The sequence below is a fragment of the Streptomyces sp. NPDC037401 genome (assembly GCF_055602345.1).
The window spans coordinates 39,093-53,675 of the sequence record NZ_JBVJWO010000049.1; the positions used below are offsets into that span (position 1 = coordinate 39,093).

The following is a 14,583-nucleotide window of genomic DNA, read 5'->3' on the forward strand; positions in this document are numbered from 1 at the left end:
CCGTACCGTCCCGCGTGCACAACGGGGTCCGGCACGCGTGCGTCACGCCCGGACCGCCGCCGAGGGCCCGGGAGTCCGCGGGCCGCGGCCTCAGTCGGTACGGGCTCCGCGATGGCGTTCCAGCGGGGTGGCGGCGGCGGAGTTGCTCACGCTGAAGGTGACGCTGCCGGGGCGGTAGCGGTCGTCGGTCCATTCGATGGGGCGGCCGCTCTGGTCGCAGGTGACGTGGCGCTGGCGCAGCAGCGGGCTGCCGCGGCGGACGCGGAGCAGCTCGGCGTCCCGGGTGCCGGCGGCCACGGCGTCGATGAGGTGCTCGCCGTACTGGGCGACGATGCCCGCGTCCCGGGCGATGCTGTCCATGATCGACACGCAGTCCTCGGGCAGCGCCTCCACCGCCGGTGCGGCCCAGTCGGCGTAGGCGGTGCGCTCCACCATCGCCGGCTCGCCGTCGAGGGAGCGTACCCGCAGGACGTGGAGTATCCCGGCGCCTTCGGGCAGGGCGAGGCGGCGGGCCTCCTCGGCGGTGGCCGGGCGCCGCTTCCGTACGAGGATGCGGCTGCCGGCTTCCAGGCCCATGCTCCGGGCCCACTGGGCGAAGCTGTTCAGTTCGGCGAAGCTGTGGCGCCGTTCCTGGCGGAGCACGATGCGGCGCGCGCCCTGGCGGGAGCCGATCAGGCCCTCCGAAGTCAGGAGCGCGACGGCCTGGCGGACCGTTCCCCGGGAGGCCGACCAGCGGGCCACGAGCTCGCTCTCCGAGGGGAGCTGCGCCCCCACGGGGTAGTCGCCTTCGAGTACCGCCCGCCGGATGGCGTCGGCGATCTCCAGATAGCGTGCCGTCCCCACGTGCCCGTCTCCCCGTCCGATTCCGTGCGCAGCCGGTCACCCTGGGTGCCGGCAGGCGATCACTGTAACCCGCTCCGGCGCGGTGGTGTGCGTGTGTCCAAAACGCGCCAACCCCACCGCGTTCAACTGGACTTCATCCGCGCCGGGTCTTCGTGCAGCGCTCCACGTCCGGTCATGTCCCGTTCATGTGCGCGTCGGTCGGCGCGGGCGAACTAAGGCTCGACTTGTTCAGACAAGTGAAACCCCTCTCGCTACCCCTCGCTCCAGGAGTCCCCTGTGCCCAGACCTTCCGGTCGCCGTGCCGCCGCCCTGCTCGGCGCCGCCGTACTCGCCTCCCTGACGGCCGCCTGCGGTGCCGCTCCCGAGCCCGCCGACACCGCGGCCGGTGCCGCCGGGGGCACGGCCGACGCGAAGACCGCGGCGTCCGCCGCCGCCTTCGGGGGCCTCGAGGGCCTCGTCGCCGCCGCCGAGAAGGAGGGCGAACTGAACGTGATCGCCCTGCCGGCGGACTGGGCGAACTACGGCGAGCTGATCAAGACGTTCGAGGCCAGGTACAAGGTCAGGGTCAAGAGCGAGAACCCGGACGCGTCCAGCGCCGACGAGATCGCCGCGGTGAAGTCCCGCAAGGGCCAGGACCGCGCCCCGGACGTCCTCGACCTCGGCATCGCCTTCGCCCGCAGCGGTGCCCAAGAGGGCCTGTTCGCCCCGTACAAGGTGGCGGCGTGGGACAAGATCCCGGCAGGCCAGAAGGACGCGGACGGCCGCTGGTACAACGACTACGGCGGCTACGTCTCGATCGGCTGCGACGCCAAGCGCATCCCGGTCTGCCCGCAGACCTTCGCCGACCTGCTCAAGCCCGAGTACAAGGGCAAGGTCGCCCTCAACGGCAACCCGACCAAGTCCGGTTCGGCGTTCGGGGGCGTGTACGCGGCGGCCCTCGCCAACAAGGGATCGTTCGCCGACATCCAGCCGGGCATCGACTTCTTCGGCAAGCTCAAGAAGAGCGGCAACTTCATCCCCGTCGAGTCCACCCCGGCCACCGTCGAGAAGGGCGAGACGCCCATCTCCATCGACTGGGACTACCTCAACGCCGGCTACGCCGACCAGTTCAAGGACAAGGGCGTCGACTGGAAGGTCGCGATCCCGGCCGACGGCGTCTACGCGCAGTTCTACTCGCAGGCCGTCAACAAGCACGCGCCGCACCCGGCGGCCGCCCGGCTGTGGATGGAGTTCCTGTACGGCACCGAGGGCCAGAACCTGTGGCTCAAGGGGTACGCCCGCCCGGTGCTGCTGCCCGCGATGACCGCCGACGGCACCGCAGACGCATCCTTCGTCGCCAAGCTCCCCAAGGTCGCGGGCACCCCGGCGTTCCCCGCCTCCGCCGAGCTCGACAAGGCCAAGGCCGTCCTCGCCGAGAAGTGGGACAAGGCCGTCTCCTGATGTCCGCCTCCCCCACCCCCCACCCGGGAACCGCCGCCGGCCCGCGCCGGCGGCGGGGCCCCCGCACCTGGCTCGCCGCGCTCCCGCTCCTCGCCTTCACCGGCGTGTGCTTCGGGATCCCGCTCGCGGCCCTGACCGCCGGCGCGGTCACCCGCCCCGACCCCGGCTCCGGTGCCACCGTCCTGACCGGCGAGCACCTGGCGCGCTCCCTCCAGGGCCCGTACCTCGGCTCGCTGATCGGCAGCGTCCAGCTGTCCGCCCTCACCGCGTCGGTCGGCGCCGTGCTCGGCGTCCTGATCGCGCAGGCCGTCGTCACGTCCCGTTCGCAGGCCCTGCGCAGCGCCACGCTGACCGCCTCGGGCGTGCTGGCCAACTTCGGCGGCGTACCCCTGGCGTTCGCGTTCATCGCCACCCTCGGCATCTCCGGCGTCGTCACCCAGCTCGCCGACCTCGGCAGCCTGGGCTGGAACCTCTACTCCTTCTCCGGCCTGGCCGTGGTCTACCTCTACTTCCTGATCCCGCTGATGGTCCTGGTCACCATCCCCGCACTCGACGGGCTGCGCCCGCAGTGGCGGGAGGCGGCGCAGAACGCCGGCGCCACCCCGTGGCAGTTCTGGCGCCACGTCGGCCTGCCCGTCCTCGCGCCCTCGCTGCTCGGCGGCTTCGTCCTCCTCTTCGGTACGGCGTTCGCCGCCCACGCCACCGCCGCGGCGCTGGTCGGCGGCTCGGTACCCCTGGTCACCCTGAAGATCGCGGACACCCTCTCCGGGAACGTCCTCGTCGGCCAGGAGAACGTCGCCCTGGCCCTCGGCCTCGACATGATCCTGATCGCCGGCCTGGTCATGGCGGTCCACCTGCCCCTCCAGCGACGGAGTGCACGATGGCTGCGATGACACCCACCCCGGCCCCCGCCGTCCGCGAGGGCTCGCCCGCCGGGGCCGGGATTCCGAGCGCGGAGCCCGCCGTGACGCGCGTACGGCGTCGGCGGCCGGGGGTCTGGCGGGGCCTCGTCCTCGCCCTGACGGGCGCGTACTTCGTGATCCCGCTCGTCGCCTCCTTCGTGTTCACCGTGCACGTCCCGGACCGGGGCGTCACCTTCGAGGCGTACACGGAGCTGCTGTCCGCCGACGGGTTCACCGAGAGCCTGGTGCTCTCGCTGGGCCTGGCCGCCGCGACCATCGTGCTGTCTCTCGTGCTCGCGGTGCCCGCGCTGGTGGCCGTACGGCTCGGCTCGCCCCGGCTGCGGCCCGTGATCGAGGTGACGTGCATGCTGCCGCTGGTCGTTCCGCCGATCGCCCTCGTCACCGGCATCAGCACGGTCCTGCGCTGGGGACCGGAACACCTGTCGCGCACCCCGCTGTACCAGACCTTCATCGCCGTCCAGAACGAGTCGTTCCCCGTCGTCCTGGTCCTGGCCTACGCCATCCTGGCGCTGCCCTTCGTCTACCGCTCGCTCGACGCCGGACTGCGGGCCGTCGACGTGCCGACCCTGGTCGAGGCCGCACGCAGCTGCGGCGCGTCCTGGACGTACACGGTCGTCCGGGTCCTGCTGCCGAACCTGCGCACCTCGCTCGCCGGAGCCGCCTTCCTCACCCTGGCCCTGGTGCTCGGCGAGTTCACCATCGCCTCGCTGCTCGGGTTCCAGCCCTTCGCGGTGTGGATCGTCTCGGTCTCCGGGGCGCAGGCCCGGATGTCGGTGGCCGTCTCCATCCTCAGTCTCGTCATCACCTGGGCGCTGCTGCTGGTCCTCTCCCGCACGGGAACGGCCTCGGCCGCAGCGGCGCCCTCCCGTAAGGAGTCCTGACCATGTCATCGGCAACCGCGGAGCGGACCCAGTCGCCCGCCGCCACCGGAGCGCGGGTCGAATTCCGCGCGCTGCGGCGGACGTTCGGCTCGACCGTCGCCCTCGACGGCCTCGACCTGACCGCCGAGCCCGGCGAACTGCTCGCCCTGCTGGGCCCGTCGGGCTGCGGCAAGACCACCGCACTGCGCATGGTCGCGGGCTTCGAGCAGCCCGACTCCGGCGAAGTCCTGGTCGACGGGCGGGACATCACCCGGGTGCCAGCCAACCGGCGCGACGCGGGGATGGTCTTCCAGTCGTACAGCCTCTTCCCCAACCTCACCGTCCGCGACAACGTGTCCTTCGGGATGCGGGTGCGCAAGGTGCCCGCCGCACGCCGCCAGGCGCGCGGCGCCGAACTGCTCGAACTCGTCGGACTTCCGCAGCACGGCGACCGCTACCCGCACCAGCTCTCCGGCGGGCAGCAGCAACGCGTCGCACTCGCCCGCGCCCTGGCGCTCGAACCCCGCGTCCTCCTGCTCGACGAGCCGCTGTCGGCCCTGGACGCGAAGGTCCGCACGAGCCTGCGCGAGGAGATCCGGCGACTGCAGCTCTCCCTGGGCATCACCACCGTCTTCGTCACGCACGACCAGGAGGAGGCGCTGTCGATGGCCGACCGGGTCGCCGTCCTCAACGCCGGACGGCTGGAGCAGTGCGCGGCGCCGGCCGAGCTGTACGCACGCCCCGCCACCGCCTTCGTCGCCGAGTTCGTCGGCACGATGAACCGGCTGCGGGGACGTCTGGCGGACGGCGGCCGCGTCGAGGTCGCCGGACGCACCCTGCCGGTGGACGGGGACGTCCCGGGCGGGCGGGAGGTCGACGTGCTGGTCCGCCCGGAGAACGTGTCGGTGACGGCCGACGCCGACGGCACGGCCACCGTCGTCTCGGCCTCCTTCTTCGGCGCCGTCACCCGGGTGCTGCTCGCGCTCGGGGACGGCGGCACCGTCAAGGCCGACCTGCCCTCGCGCGACGCGGGCGACCTGGCTCCCGGCGCCCGGGCGGCCATCGCGCTCGCGGACCGGCCGGTGCTCGTCGTGCCCAGGGCGAGCGCGTGAGCGGCCTGGCGGCCGTCCTGTTCGACATGGACGGCACCCTCGTGGACACCGAAGGGCTGTGGTGGCGGGTGACCGAGGAGGTGGCGGCGGGACTGGGCCACCGCCTCGCCGCGGCCGACGCGCCGGAGGTCGTCGGCCGGGCCGTCGGGGACACCGCCGCCCACCTCGTGCGCGTCTCCGGTACGGGCGATCCCGAGCGGGTCGCGGCCGCGCTCGGCGACGCGTTCTTCCGGCGCGTGGAGGCGGGGGCGCCGCTGCGGCCGGGCGCCCAACGGCTGCTGTCCGAACTGGAGCGGGAGCAGGTGCCGTTCGCCCTGGTCAGCGCCTCACCGCGGGCCGTGGTCGACTCGGTGACGCGCGGGGCGCTCGGTCACGTGCCGTTCGCCTTCACCCTCTCCGCCGACGACACGGAACGGACCAAGCCCCACCCCGACCCGTACCGGGCCGCGGCCGGACGCTTCGGGGTGCCGGCCGGGGCCTGCGTCGCCGTCGAGGACTCCCCGGACGGAGCCGCGTCGGCCGACGCGGCCGGCTGCGCGGTCCTCGTGGTGCCCTCGCTGCTGCCCGTGGCGGCCTCGCCCCGGCGGGTCTTCGCCGACAGCCTCGACGGCATCGGCCCGGCCGACCTGCGGCGCTGCCTGGACGCGGGCCGCGGGCAGGGCTGACGGCCCGGCCCGGCTGCCGTTGCCGCTGCCGGCGCCCCGGTCCGAAGTCGTAGGCCGGGCGCGGCGACGGCTGGTCCCCGGGACCGATACGCCCGCAGGGGGCGGCGCCTAGCGTGGCGGACATGAAGACCGACCACGCGCACGGCGCACTGGACGAAGGACTGGACCGGCTGCACGCCTCGGGCCCCGAGCGGCTGGGCAGGCTCACCAACCACGCCCCGATGGTCGTCGAGGCCCTCTCGGCCCACGGGCAGGCGGGCGCCGTGCACCGCTGGCTGGACCGCTACGCACGGAAGCTGGAGGAGTTCCCCGCGCCGTTCGAGGCCATCGACGACACCGGCTGGAATGCCGCGCTCGGGGATCCCCGGCGGGCCGCCGACTGGATCGCGTACTTCGGCCGGGCGACCGCCGAACGCCCGTGGCGGGACGTGCTGGCGCAGTGGTGGCCGCGGCTGCTCCCCGGGATGTACGGAGGGTCCACCCACCCGGTGATCCGGGTGGGTCACGCCGTACGCACGCTCCTCGACGGCGGCGAGAGCGCGCCCCGCGTCACGGAACTGGCGCACGGGCTGGGCTACTGGGCCGCCCGGCACCACCCCGTCGCCGGGATCACCCCGCTCGCCGCGGCGCCCGGGGCCGCCGAAGCGCTGGAGGCGGTCCCGCCCCTCGTCGACCCGCAGGGCGGCTTCCCGGCGCGGCTGGCATCGGTGGACCGGCTGCCGCACTGGCCGGCCGGCGTGAGCGGCCCCGAGGAGGCGGCGCGGCGGCTGGCGGAGCTGGTGCGCGCCGCGACACACCGCTACGCCACCCACGGCCACGGCGAGCCCGTCATGCTGGTCCACGCCGCGACTGCACCCAATGCCGTGCTGCGCACCCTCCCCGCGCTCCCCCGCGAACTGTGGGTACCGAGCCTCCGGGCAGCGTGGACGGCCTCCGCGGCGGTGACGGCGATGTACGCGCCGACGGCCCCCGTGCGGTACGCGCCGCCGCCCGGCAGCCTCGACCCGCAGGAGGTCTTCGCCCGCGCCCTGGCCCACGGCGACGAGCACGTGGTGAAATTCGCCGACACCGCGCTCGGCGTCGGCGACGGGCAGGCGCTCGCCGCTGCCCTGCGCGCGGTCGAACTCGGCGAGCCGCTCGTCTGATCCGCCCTCCTCCGCACGGCAGTGCCGCGTGACAGCGCCGCGGGCGGCCTCCGGACGGGGCCGGAGGAGGGGGCCCGCGGCGCTGCGGCAGCGTCGGCGCGCGGTCAGCGGCGGCCGTCGTACGGGCCGGGGCACTCCTTCCACGCGAAGTGGTAGACGGTGTTGAAGCTGCCGTCGGTGGAGTCCATCGTCATGAAGCTGTTGGTGTTGGTGGTGTCGGAGCCGCCGGCATCCACGCGGAGTTCGGTGTTGATGTTGAAGTTGCGCTTCTCACCACAGGGCGCGAAAGCGAGGGACTGGACCGGGGTGACGTCGGTCACCTGCCAGTTGCCCTCGAGCGGGCCCGGAACGTCGTGGCTGCGACGGGACGTGCTGGACATGCCCTGGAAGTAGTAGCCGGCCAGCTGGGTGCCGACGGCCTGGTCCTCGAGGCTGGCGAAGCCGCGGTAGTCGACCTTGGCGATGGCGTAGGTGTAGCCCTGGGGGACGTTCACCCGCAGGCCGATCTGGCAGTTCTTGCGGAAGTCCGTGGGCTGGGCGCCCCTGCCGACCTGGGCGAGGTACTCGCTGTAGGTGACGGTGAAGGCCGAGTTGTCCGGTGCGACGTCCACGGAGGCGGTGCCGGGGCGGCACCCGGAGCCGTTGACCGAGACGAGGTCGATGGTGATGTTGCCGGTGGGGCCCGGGAGGGCGTGGGGCGCGGCGATCCCGGGGGTGGGGGTCACGGCGGCGGCTGCGACGAGTGCGGCGGTCGCGCCACCGGTGAACAACGTTCTGAACACCGAGGTCCCTTCAGTTCGATGGGCTGCGCGGTGTGCTGACCGCGCTGCGGGTCACACGTACCGGCCGCACTACATCACCACCGAAGAAGCCGTTCCGGATCCCATGCCGGAGGACCGTCCTCGACCACCCGCTCGGCCCCTGGAGCGGGGCCCGCGCGACGGGAGTGGGGTCCTGAACCGTCGGACCGTCAGCGCGTCCGGCGGGGGCCGCCGCGATGCGGGCGCCGCCGGGCGACGGCTTCGGGGGCGGCGTCGGGCGAGGAGAAGCCGCCGGGCACGGCCACGCGGGCCGGGGCCGCGTCGCCTGCGACGGCCGGGGCCCCCTGGGCGGCCTGGGCGGGTGCCGGGGCGGCGGCCGACCGCTGGGCGCGGCCCAGGACGGAGGCGTTGGCGATCAGGGGTGCGCAGGCCTGGCAGATCTCGGCGAGGGTCCAGACCTGGCCGACGGCCGGGTTGTGGATGAGGACGAGCAGCGGGGCGCCGGTGCAGCCGGTCCTGGTGTTCTCGTGGTAGCCGCACTCGGTCGCGCGGCAGGCACAGGCGGCGTTGGGGCGGACCGTGGCGAGCCGGGCGTGTGCGCGGGCGTGCTCGGCGGCGAAGCGGCGCATGGCCGCGGTGTCCTTGGACCGCGGCGGCATGCGGCACGCCTCCGTGCTGCAGCTGACGGAGACGGTGTGGTCGCCGTGGCCGGTCAGGCGGACCGTCCAGGTCCGTCCCGAAACGCGGGATGCGGGAATCATGGTCAAAGGAGGGCCGTCCGTTCACATATGCGGTGAGATGTCACCTGCTCGACAGTGTCGCGTGCGGGGACGGTGAACTGTCACGCGGGCCCCGACACGGCGCCGACGGGGGGTCGGTGGCCGGGGCCCGGGGTGAACATCGCGTCGGTGAGAGGGGACACGTAGGCCGAACACGGCCTCTCAGCTCTTTTTCGCACGGACCCGGGCACCTGTCAACGACGTGTCGCCGCGCCGTACGGCCGGTTTGTGCCGGTGCCCGCCGCCCCGGCGCGCGACCGGGGTGGCACGAGCCTACGCTGATGATGTCGCCCGGGTCCTCGAACAGCGGGAGGACGTGCCGTGAATCCGAGCCGAACACGGCTGCGCAGGGCCTTGGTGGTCGCTGCCGCAGCAGGTGCGCTCGTCGCCCCGGTCGCGGCGGGTTCCGCTTATGCGGCGCCTGTCCCGAGCCCCTTCCTCGCCTCCGGCCCGGCCACCCCCTCGCCGGACTCCGGCACGGAATTCCCGCAGCTCACCCCCGCGGTCACCGCGGAACTGGACGCGGCCATCCGCGAGGCCATGCGCGAGACGCGGGTGCCGGGCGCGATCGTGGGGGTGTCGGCGCCCGGCAGGGGCAGCTACGTGAAGGCCTTCGGCGTGGCGGACAAGGCGACCGGCGCACCGATGGAGCCCGGCCTGCGCATGCGCATCGGGAGCGAGACCAAGACGTTCACGGTCACCGCCCTGCTCCGGCTGGTCGACCAGGGAAGGCTGGGCCTCGACGACACCATCGGCACCTATGTCACCGGTGTGCCGAACGGCGACCGCATCACCCTGCGCGACCTGGCCGGAATGCGCAGCGGGCTGTACAACTACAGCGAGGACGCGGACTTCAACAAGGCGCTCGATACCGAGCCCCAACTCACCTATACACCAGAGCAGTTGCTTGACTATTCCTTCAAACACCCGGTGCAGTTCGCACCGGGGGCCGAGTTCGAGTACTCCAACACCAACCTGATCCTGCTCGGTCTGGTGCTGGAGGAGGTGACCGGCCGTCCGGTCCACGAGGTCATCGCCCGGGAGGTCCTGGAGCCGGCCGGGCTGCGCCGCACCCTCTTCCCCACCGGGGCGGAGTTCCCCGACCCGCACGCGCACGGCTACACCGCCCAGTCGGCTTCGGGCGAGGTCGTGGACGCGACCGACTGGAACCCGTCCTGGGGGTGGGCCGCGGGCGCGATGATCTCCGACCTCCAGGACCTGCGCAGCTGGGCGCGGATCCTGGCCACGGGCACACTGCTGACGCCCGCCACCCAGGCCGAGCGCCTGAAGACCGCGCCGACGGGCATTCCGGGCGCTTCCTACGGGCTGGGCATCTTCGACGTCCAGGGGTGGATCGGCCACAACGGCTCCATCCCCGGCTACGAATCGCTGACGGTGTACCTGCCGCAGGCCGAGGCGACGATGGTCGTGCTCCTCAACACCGACGTACTGGTCGACGGCAAGGAGCCCACCACTCCCTTCGGCAGGGCGATCACGGAGGTCGTGACCCCCGGCCACGTCTACCCCGGCCACAAGCCGACCGCGTCCCCGAGCGGCTGACGGCCCGCGGCACCGGCGTCTCAGCGGTCCCGGCCGGGCCCGCGCGGGTCGAGCGGGGTGAGGACGCCGAGGCGGTCCTCCACGGCCAGGGCCGCCGCGAGGCACAGGTCCTCGCGGAAGGCGCGGCCGGCGATCTGGACTCCGCAGGGCAGGCCGTCGGCCACACCGGTCGGCACGGCCACCGCGGGCACGCCCACGAAGCTCGTCACGGTGCACAGCCGCATGGCCGACGCGACCCGGTCCCGGCCCGTCGCGTCGCGGGATTCCAGCCCCGGTTCGACCGGCGGCTCGGTGAACGACGGCCCGAGCAGCAGCGGGTACTCCTCGAGGAACCCGGCCCACGAGCGGCGGATGTTCAGCCACGTGCCCATGAGCTGAATCAGCTCGTCCGCGCTCGCCGGCGGAGTGCGTTCCATCGCCCTCGCGATGTAGCGGTCGCCGCCCTCGCCGAGCAGGGTGCGCACCACCGGCCAGGCCGGGGCGAATTCGGTGACGGTGATCCGGCCGTACGCTTCGAGGGCCTCGTCCAGCCGCGGCACGTCGGCCACTTCGCGCACGTCGTACCCGGCGTCGCGGAGCGCGTCGGCCGCGGCGTCGACGGCCGCACGCACCGTGGGGTGGACGCCGTGCCCGCCGGGGTCGGCGACGACCGCGACCTTCACCGGCCCGGGGAGCGCTGCGCCGTACGCGGGCACCGGTACGGCCCGCGGGTCGCGCGGGTCGGTCCCGGCGAGCACCTCGTACGCCAGCCTCAGGTCGTGCACGCTCCGGGCCAGCGGGCCGTCGGTGACCAGCATCTGCGAGGCCGGGCCGGGGTCGTCCGGGCCGAAGGCACGGTGGTCGGCGGGGAAGCGGCCCGTGGACGGCTTGAGCGCCGCCACCCCGCAGAACTGCGCCGGGATCCGCACGGACCCGCCGGAGTCGTTGCCGAGGCCGAGCGCCGCCATGCCGGTGGCGACGGCCACGGCGTCGCCACCGCTGGTGCCTCCGGGGGTCCGGCGGCTGTCCCAGGGGTTGACGGTGTCGCCGAACAGCTCGCTGCGCGTGTGCATCCCGGCCAGGATCAGGGTGGGGATGTTGCTGTGACCGATGGGGATGGCCCCGGCCGCGCGCAGCCGGGCCACCGGGGGTGCGTCGGCCGGTGCCACCAGGTCGCGGAAGCGCGGGGAGCCGAAGGTCGTCGGCACGCCCTCGACCGCGGTGCTCTCCTTCACGGTGAACGGCACACCGGCGAGCGGTCCCTGCTCCTCCCCCGCGGCGCGCCGGCGGTCCGTCCGTGCCGCGGCCTCGCGCGCACGCTCCGCCTGGAGCTGGGTGACCGCGTTCACCTGCGGGTTGACCTCTGCGATGCGTTCCAGGTGGCTCTCGACCAGTTCGGCGGCCGAAACCTCGCCGCTGCGCACGGCCGCCGCCTGCGCGCCGGCCGTCATCTTCCACAGGGCGTCGCTCACGACCCACCCGCCTTCCCGTCCACGTGTGCGTCGAGGCGCACACATCCGTTCCGATGCAGTTGCATCGGAACCGTACCCGGGAATCGATGCGAGCGCATCGCATAAAGTTGCGCGGGAGCGGAGTGCTGCGGAAGAGGAGGCGACGGGGCATGCCCAAACAGGTGGACCACGCAGGCCGGCGCCGGCTCATCGCCGAGGCCGTCTGCCGCCTCGCCGACGAACACGGCCTGGAGGGGGTGACCCTGCGCGACGTCGCCGCCCGCGCCCAGGTGTCGATGGGCGCCGTGCAGCGGTGCTTCCGCACCAAGGACGAGATGCTCGTCTTCGCCCTCGGGCACATCGGCGAACGGATCGCCGAGCGGGTCAGGGAACGCCTCCTGCGGAGCCCGGCCCAGTCGGCGGCCACCGCCCTCGGAAGCGCGGCGACCGAGCTCGCGCTCCTGGGGGAGGAGCACCGTGCGGAGGCCAGGGTGTGGCTCGCCTTCGTGGCGCAGGCCGCCGTCAGCGAGTCCCTCGCCGGGACCCTGCGGGCGAGCTACGCAGCCCTGCAGGAGGCGTTCGCCCGGCTGGTAGCGGAGGCCGCCGGGGCCACCGGCACCGCCGTCCCCCCCGAAGCACAGCGCGAGGCCCGCACCCTGATCGCCCTCGCCGACGGCCTCACCGCACACGTCCTCATCGGCCACCTCACCCCGCAGGAGGCCCAGGAGGTCCTGCACGCACACCTGGCGGGCCTCTGGGAGCGGCCCGTCCCGCGGGCCCACCCCACCGCGGCGGCGGCCCGGGACCGGCACGGAGCCCCCTGACCCCGCCCGGCGTCCGCTCCGGGCGGACGGACAGGCCCGGCCTCAGCCGCGGAGCGCCGGGAGCGCGGCGAGCCATTCGGTCAGCAGGCGGTTGGTCTCGTCGGGGCGCTCCTGCTGGATCCAGTGGCCGCAGCCTTCGAGGATCCGGGAGGAGAGCAGCCCGGGGAGCGTGGTGGGGTACGCCGTGATCGCGTCGGCCAGCCAGGCGGTGGCGGCGTCCCGGCTGCCGCCGATGAACAGGGACGGCTGGGCGAGCGGCGCGCCGTCGAAGGCGGCGAGGTCTTCCCAGTCCCGGTCCATGTTGCGGTAGCGCCCCAGGGCCCCGCTCATGCCGGTGCGCTCGAACTCCCCGGCGTAGACGTCGAGGTCGTGCTCGCCGAGCCAGGCGGGCATCCGGCCCGCGGGGAAGCGCTCGCGCAGGGTGCCGCCGCGGCCGACGAAGTGCGGGTCGGGGGCTCCGGCCCCGGGCATCGTGTCGCCCGACAGGGCGGCGTAGAAGCCCGCGAGCCAGCCGCGTACGTCCGGCTCGATCTCGGCTTCGGCGCGGCCGGGTTCCTGGAAGTAGGAGACGTAGAACTCCTCGTCGCCGCCGATCCGCGCGAAGACCTCGCTGGGCCGCGGGCCGCCGCGCGGTATGTAGGGGACGCTGAGCAGCCCCACCGCGCGGAAGACGTCCGGCCGGAGCAGTGCGGAGTTGGCGGCGACGGCCGACCCCCAGTCGTGGCCGACGATCACGGCGGTCCGTTCGCCCAGGGCCCGGACGACCGCCGCGCTGTCCTCGACGAGCTCGAGCATCCGGTAGGCGTCCGTGCCGGCGGGCCTGGAGGAGCGGCCGTAGCCGCGGACGTCGACGGCGACGGCGCGGTACCCGGCCGCGGCGAGCGCGGGCAGCTGGTGGCGCCACGAGTACCAGGACTCCGGGAAGCCGTGGACGAGCAGGACCAGGGGTCCGGCGCCCTGCTCCACGAGATGGATGCGGCCTGCGGGCGCGGGGACCAGTCGGTGGGTTAAGTCCGCGGCCTGCTGCGACATGGATCCTCCGGTGCTCTCGGTACGCCGTACGCCAGGGCTGGCGGCCCCATCATGCCCGGCCCGCCGGAAACACTTCACCACCGGTGGCCCAATATCTATTGCCGCGAATACAGAAATCGGGACGACGCGCGGTGAGGGTATCTCACACAACAGGCCGAGCGGAATTACTCACACCCGGTGCCGAGCCGTACCGTGCTACTGTCGATCTCAGTTGCAGTTGTGGTTCCCAAAAACTTCAAGTGCCTCCACCGGCCCAGCGTCGGCGGGAGCACTTCGGTATTTCCGGTCTCATTTTCCGGGCGGGGCAATCATCGCGGCGACACGGAGCCCGCACAGTGCGGACTCCGGGCACTGCCCCGAAGGAGATTTGACATGGCATCTGGCACCGTGAAGTGGTTCAACGCCGAAAAGGGCTTCGGCTTCATCGAGCAGGACGGCGGCGGCCCCGACGTCTTCGCCCACTACTCGAACATCGCCTCCCAGGGCTTCCGTGAGCTGCAGGAAGGCCAGAAGGTGAACTTCGACATCGCGCAGGGCCAGAAGGGCCCGACGGCGGAGAACATCGTCTCCGCCTGACGCTGACGCGCACAGTACGAGCTGGGGCCCGCACCTTGGGGTGCGGGCCCCAGCTCGTTGCATTTTTGCGGGGCCGGGCCATTTCTGCCGCACGCCGGCCGTCCGGTCCCCGCCGCGGGCACCCCGGTCCGGCACCCGTCCCGCAGGGGCATCCAGGCCGTTGATCCGGCCATCACACCGGAGCGCTCCGCCCCATCTTTTTGCGATGAGCCCGGCCGTTTCTTCCGCCGGACCGCTCAGCACTCGCTTTCACTTCGGCTCGTTCTCGCGATTCTCCCGGCTGTTCATCCGCTGCGGGAATTCCTTGATACGTGCCGCATCGAGGAAGGTTCCGTATGAACCGCACACGCACGAACGACCGCTTTTCCCGCACCCGTACGGGCGGCGGCTACGCAGGCGGCTCCGGTGGCTCCGGCAGCTCGGGCAGCTCGGGCCGGGGCAGCCGCTTCGGCTCGTCGGCCCCGAGCCGCTCCGGCGGCTCCGGCCGTCCGGCCGGTTCCGGCCGCCGGCCCGCACCCCTCCAGGGCGAGTTCGCCCTGCCGAAGACGATCACTCCCGCGCTGCCCGCCGTCGAGGCCTTCGCCGATCTCGACCTGCCCGAGCAGCTGCTCGCCGCGCTGGCCGCCGAGGGCG

The 14,583-nt window shown here is 73.5% G+C and carries 14 protein-coding genes and 1 pseudogene; 10 read left to right on the plus strand and 5 right to left on the minus strand.

What is annotated here, in order from left to right; translation table 11 throughout:
- Positions 1–90: 90 nt before the first annotated feature.
- On the minus strand, positions 91–843 hold the full coding sequence (locus tag ACZ7H1_RS34340; protein ID WP_470792076.1) for a GntR family transcriptional regulator: 753 nt from the start codon (positions 841–843) through the stop codon (positions 91–93).
- A gap of 276 nt (positions 844–1,119) precedes the next feature.
- Between ACZ7H1_RS34340 and ACZ7H1_RS34345 the strand changes: the two genes are divergently transcribed.
- The 6 genes from ACZ7H1_RS34345 to ACZ7H1_RS34370 all read left to right on the plus strand — a co-directional run bounded on the left by ACZ7H1_RS34345 (position 1,120) and on the right by ACZ7H1_RS34370 (position 6,988).
- A complete protein-coding gene (locus ACZ7H1_RS34345; protein ID WP_470792078.1) occupies positions 1,120–2,283 on the plus strand; it encodes an ABC transporter substrate-binding protein in 1,164 nt (387 codons plus the stop codon).
- Entirely contained in the window at positions 2,283–3,176 is an 894-nt protein-coding gene (locus ACZ7H1_RS34350; RefSeq protein ID WP_470792080.1) for an ABC transporter permease, read from the plus strand. Before ACZ7H1_RS34345 ends, ACZ7H1_RS34350 begins: the two co-directional genes overlap by 1 nt.
- Positions 3,164–4,087: an ABC transporter permease gene (locus ACZ7H1_RS34355; RefSeq protein ID WP_470792081.1), complete on the plus strand. Its 924-nt coding sequence runs from the start codon at positions 3,164–3,166 to the stop codon at positions 4,085–4,087. The genes ACZ7H1_RS34350 and ACZ7H1_RS34355 overlap by 13 nt, the downstream gene beginning before the upstream one ends.
- Positions 4,088–4,089: 2 nt before the next feature.
- Positions 4,090–5,178, plus strand: a complete 1,089-nt coding sequence (locus tag ACZ7H1_RS34360; protein ID WP_470792083.1) for an ABC transporter ATP-binding protein — start codon at positions 4,090–4,092, stop codon at positions 5,176–5,178.
- Positions 5,175–5,843, plus strand: a complete 669-nt coding sequence (locus ACZ7H1_RS34365) for an HAD family hydrolase (protein WP_470792084.1) — start codon at positions 5,175–5,177, stop codon at positions 5,841–5,843. Before ACZ7H1_RS34360 ends, ACZ7H1_RS34365 begins: the two co-directional genes overlap by 4 nt.
- A gap of 122 nt (positions 5,844–5,965) precedes the next feature.
- Positions 5,966–6,988: a questin oxidase family protein gene (locus ACZ7H1_RS34370; protein WP_470792085.1), complete on the plus strand. Its 1,023-nt coding sequence runs from the start codon at positions 5,966–5,968 to the stop codon at positions 6,986–6,988.
- Between the two features lie 104 nt (positions 6,989–7,092).
- Here ACZ7H1_RS34370 and ACZ7H1_RS34375 read toward each other — a convergent pair whose 3' ends face one another.
- Positions 7,093–7,770 carry a DUF4360 domain-containing protein gene (locus tag ACZ7H1_RS34375; protein ID WP_470792087.1) on the minus strand — a complete coding sequence of 226 codons (678 nt, stop codon included), beginning with the start codon at positions 7,768–7,770 and terminating at the stop codon, positions 7,093–7,095.
- Positions 7,771–7,958: 188 nt separating this feature from the next.
- Positions 7,959–8,510 carry a hypothetical protein gene (locus ACZ7H1_RS34380; protein ID WP_470792089.1) on the minus strand — a complete coding sequence of 184 codons (552 nt, stop codon included), beginning with the start codon at positions 8,508–8,510 and terminating at the stop codon, positions 7,959–7,961.
- Between the two features lie 339 nt (positions 8,511–8,849).
- Here ACZ7H1_RS34380 and ACZ7H1_RS34385 point away from each other — a divergent pair, with 339 nt between their 5' ends.
- Positions 8,850–10,088, plus strand: a complete 1,239-nt coding sequence (locus ACZ7H1_RS34385) for a serine hydrolase domain-containing protein (protein ID WP_470792091.1) — start codon at positions 8,850–8,852, stop codon at positions 10,086–10,088.
- Positions 10,089–10,108: 20 nt separating this feature from the next.
- On the opposite strand, the gene ACZ7H1_RS34390 is transcribed toward ACZ7H1_RS34385, so the two are convergent.
- Positions 10,109–11,518: an amidase gene (locus ACZ7H1_RS34390; protein WP_470792101.1), complete on the minus strand. Its 1,410-nt coding sequence runs from the start codon at positions 11,516–11,518 to the stop codon at positions 10,109–10,111.
- 170 nt (positions 11,519–11,688) lie between these two features.
- On the opposite strand from ACZ7H1_RS34390, the gene ACZ7H1_RS34395 reads away from it, so the two are divergent.
- Positions 11,689–12,342: a TetR/AcrR family transcriptional regulator gene (locus tag ACZ7H1_RS34395; protein WP_470792092.1), complete on the plus strand. Its 654-nt coding sequence runs from the start codon at positions 11,689–11,691 to the stop codon at positions 12,340–12,342.
- Between the two features lie 42 nt (positions 12,343–12,384).
- Here ACZ7H1_RS34395 and ACZ7H1_RS34400 read toward each other — a convergent pair whose 3' ends face one another.
- Positions 12,385–13,374 carry an alpha/beta fold hydrolase gene (locus tag ACZ7H1_RS34400; protein WP_470792094.1) on the minus strand — a complete coding sequence of 330 codons (990 nt, stop codon included), beginning with the start codon at positions 13,372–13,374 and terminating at the stop codon, positions 12,385–12,387.
- Positions 13,375–13,746: 372 nt separating this feature from the next.
- Between ACZ7H1_RS34400 and ACZ7H1_RS34405 the strand changes: the two genes are divergently transcribed.
- On the plus strand, positions 13,747–13,950 hold the full coding sequence (locus ACZ7H1_RS34405; RefSeq protein ID WP_030206327.1) for a cold-shock protein: 204 nt from the start codon (positions 13,747–13,749) through the stop codon (positions 13,948–13,950).
- A gap of 335 nt (positions 13,951–14,285) precedes the next feature.
- Positions 14,286–14,583: pseudogene (locus ACZ7H1_RS34410) on the plus strand (DEAD/DEAH box helicase); the annotation flags it as partial.

Excerpts from the sequence above, each read along its gene's own strand:
- ACZ7H1_RS34400 (WP_470792094.1), bottom strand. The coding sequence starts at position 13,374 with ATGTCGCAGCAGGCCGCGGACTTAACCCACCGACTGGTCCCCGCGCCC.
- ACZ7H1_RS34380 (WP_470792089.1), bottom strand. The coding sequence starts at position 8,510 with ATGATTCCCGCATCCCGCGTTTCGGGACGGACCTGGACGGTCCGCCTG.
- ACZ7H1_RS34370 (WP_470792085.1), top strand. The coding sequence starts at position 5,966 with ATGAAGACCGACCACGCGCACGGCGCACTGGACGAAGGACTGGACCGG.
- ACZ7H1_RS34405 (WP_030206327.1), top strand. The coding sequence starts at position 13,747 with ATGGCATCTGGCACCGTGAAGTGGTTCAACGCCGAAAAGGGCTTCGGC.
- ACZ7H1_RS34350 (WP_470792080.1), top strand. The coding sequence starts at position 2,283 with ATGTCCGCCTCCCCCACCCCCCACCCGGGAACCGCCGCCGGCCCGCGC.
- ACZ7H1_RS34390 (WP_470792101.1), bottom strand. The coding sequence starts at position 11,518 with ATGACGGCCGGCGCGCAGGCGGCGGCCGTGCGCAGCGGCGAGGTTTCG.
- ACZ7H1_RS34355 (WP_470792081.1), top strand. The coding sequence starts at position 3,164 with ATGGCTGCGATGACACCCACCCCGGCCCCCGCCGTCCGCGAGGGCTCG.
- ACZ7H1_RS34360 (WP_470792083.1), top strand. The coding sequence starts at position 4,090 with ATGTCATCGGCAACCGCGGAGCGGACCCAGTCGCCCGCCGCCACCGGA.
- ACZ7H1_RS34395 (WP_470792092.1), top strand. The coding sequence starts at position 11,689 with ATGCCCAAACAGGTGGACCACGCAGGCCGGCGCCGGCTCATCGCCGAG.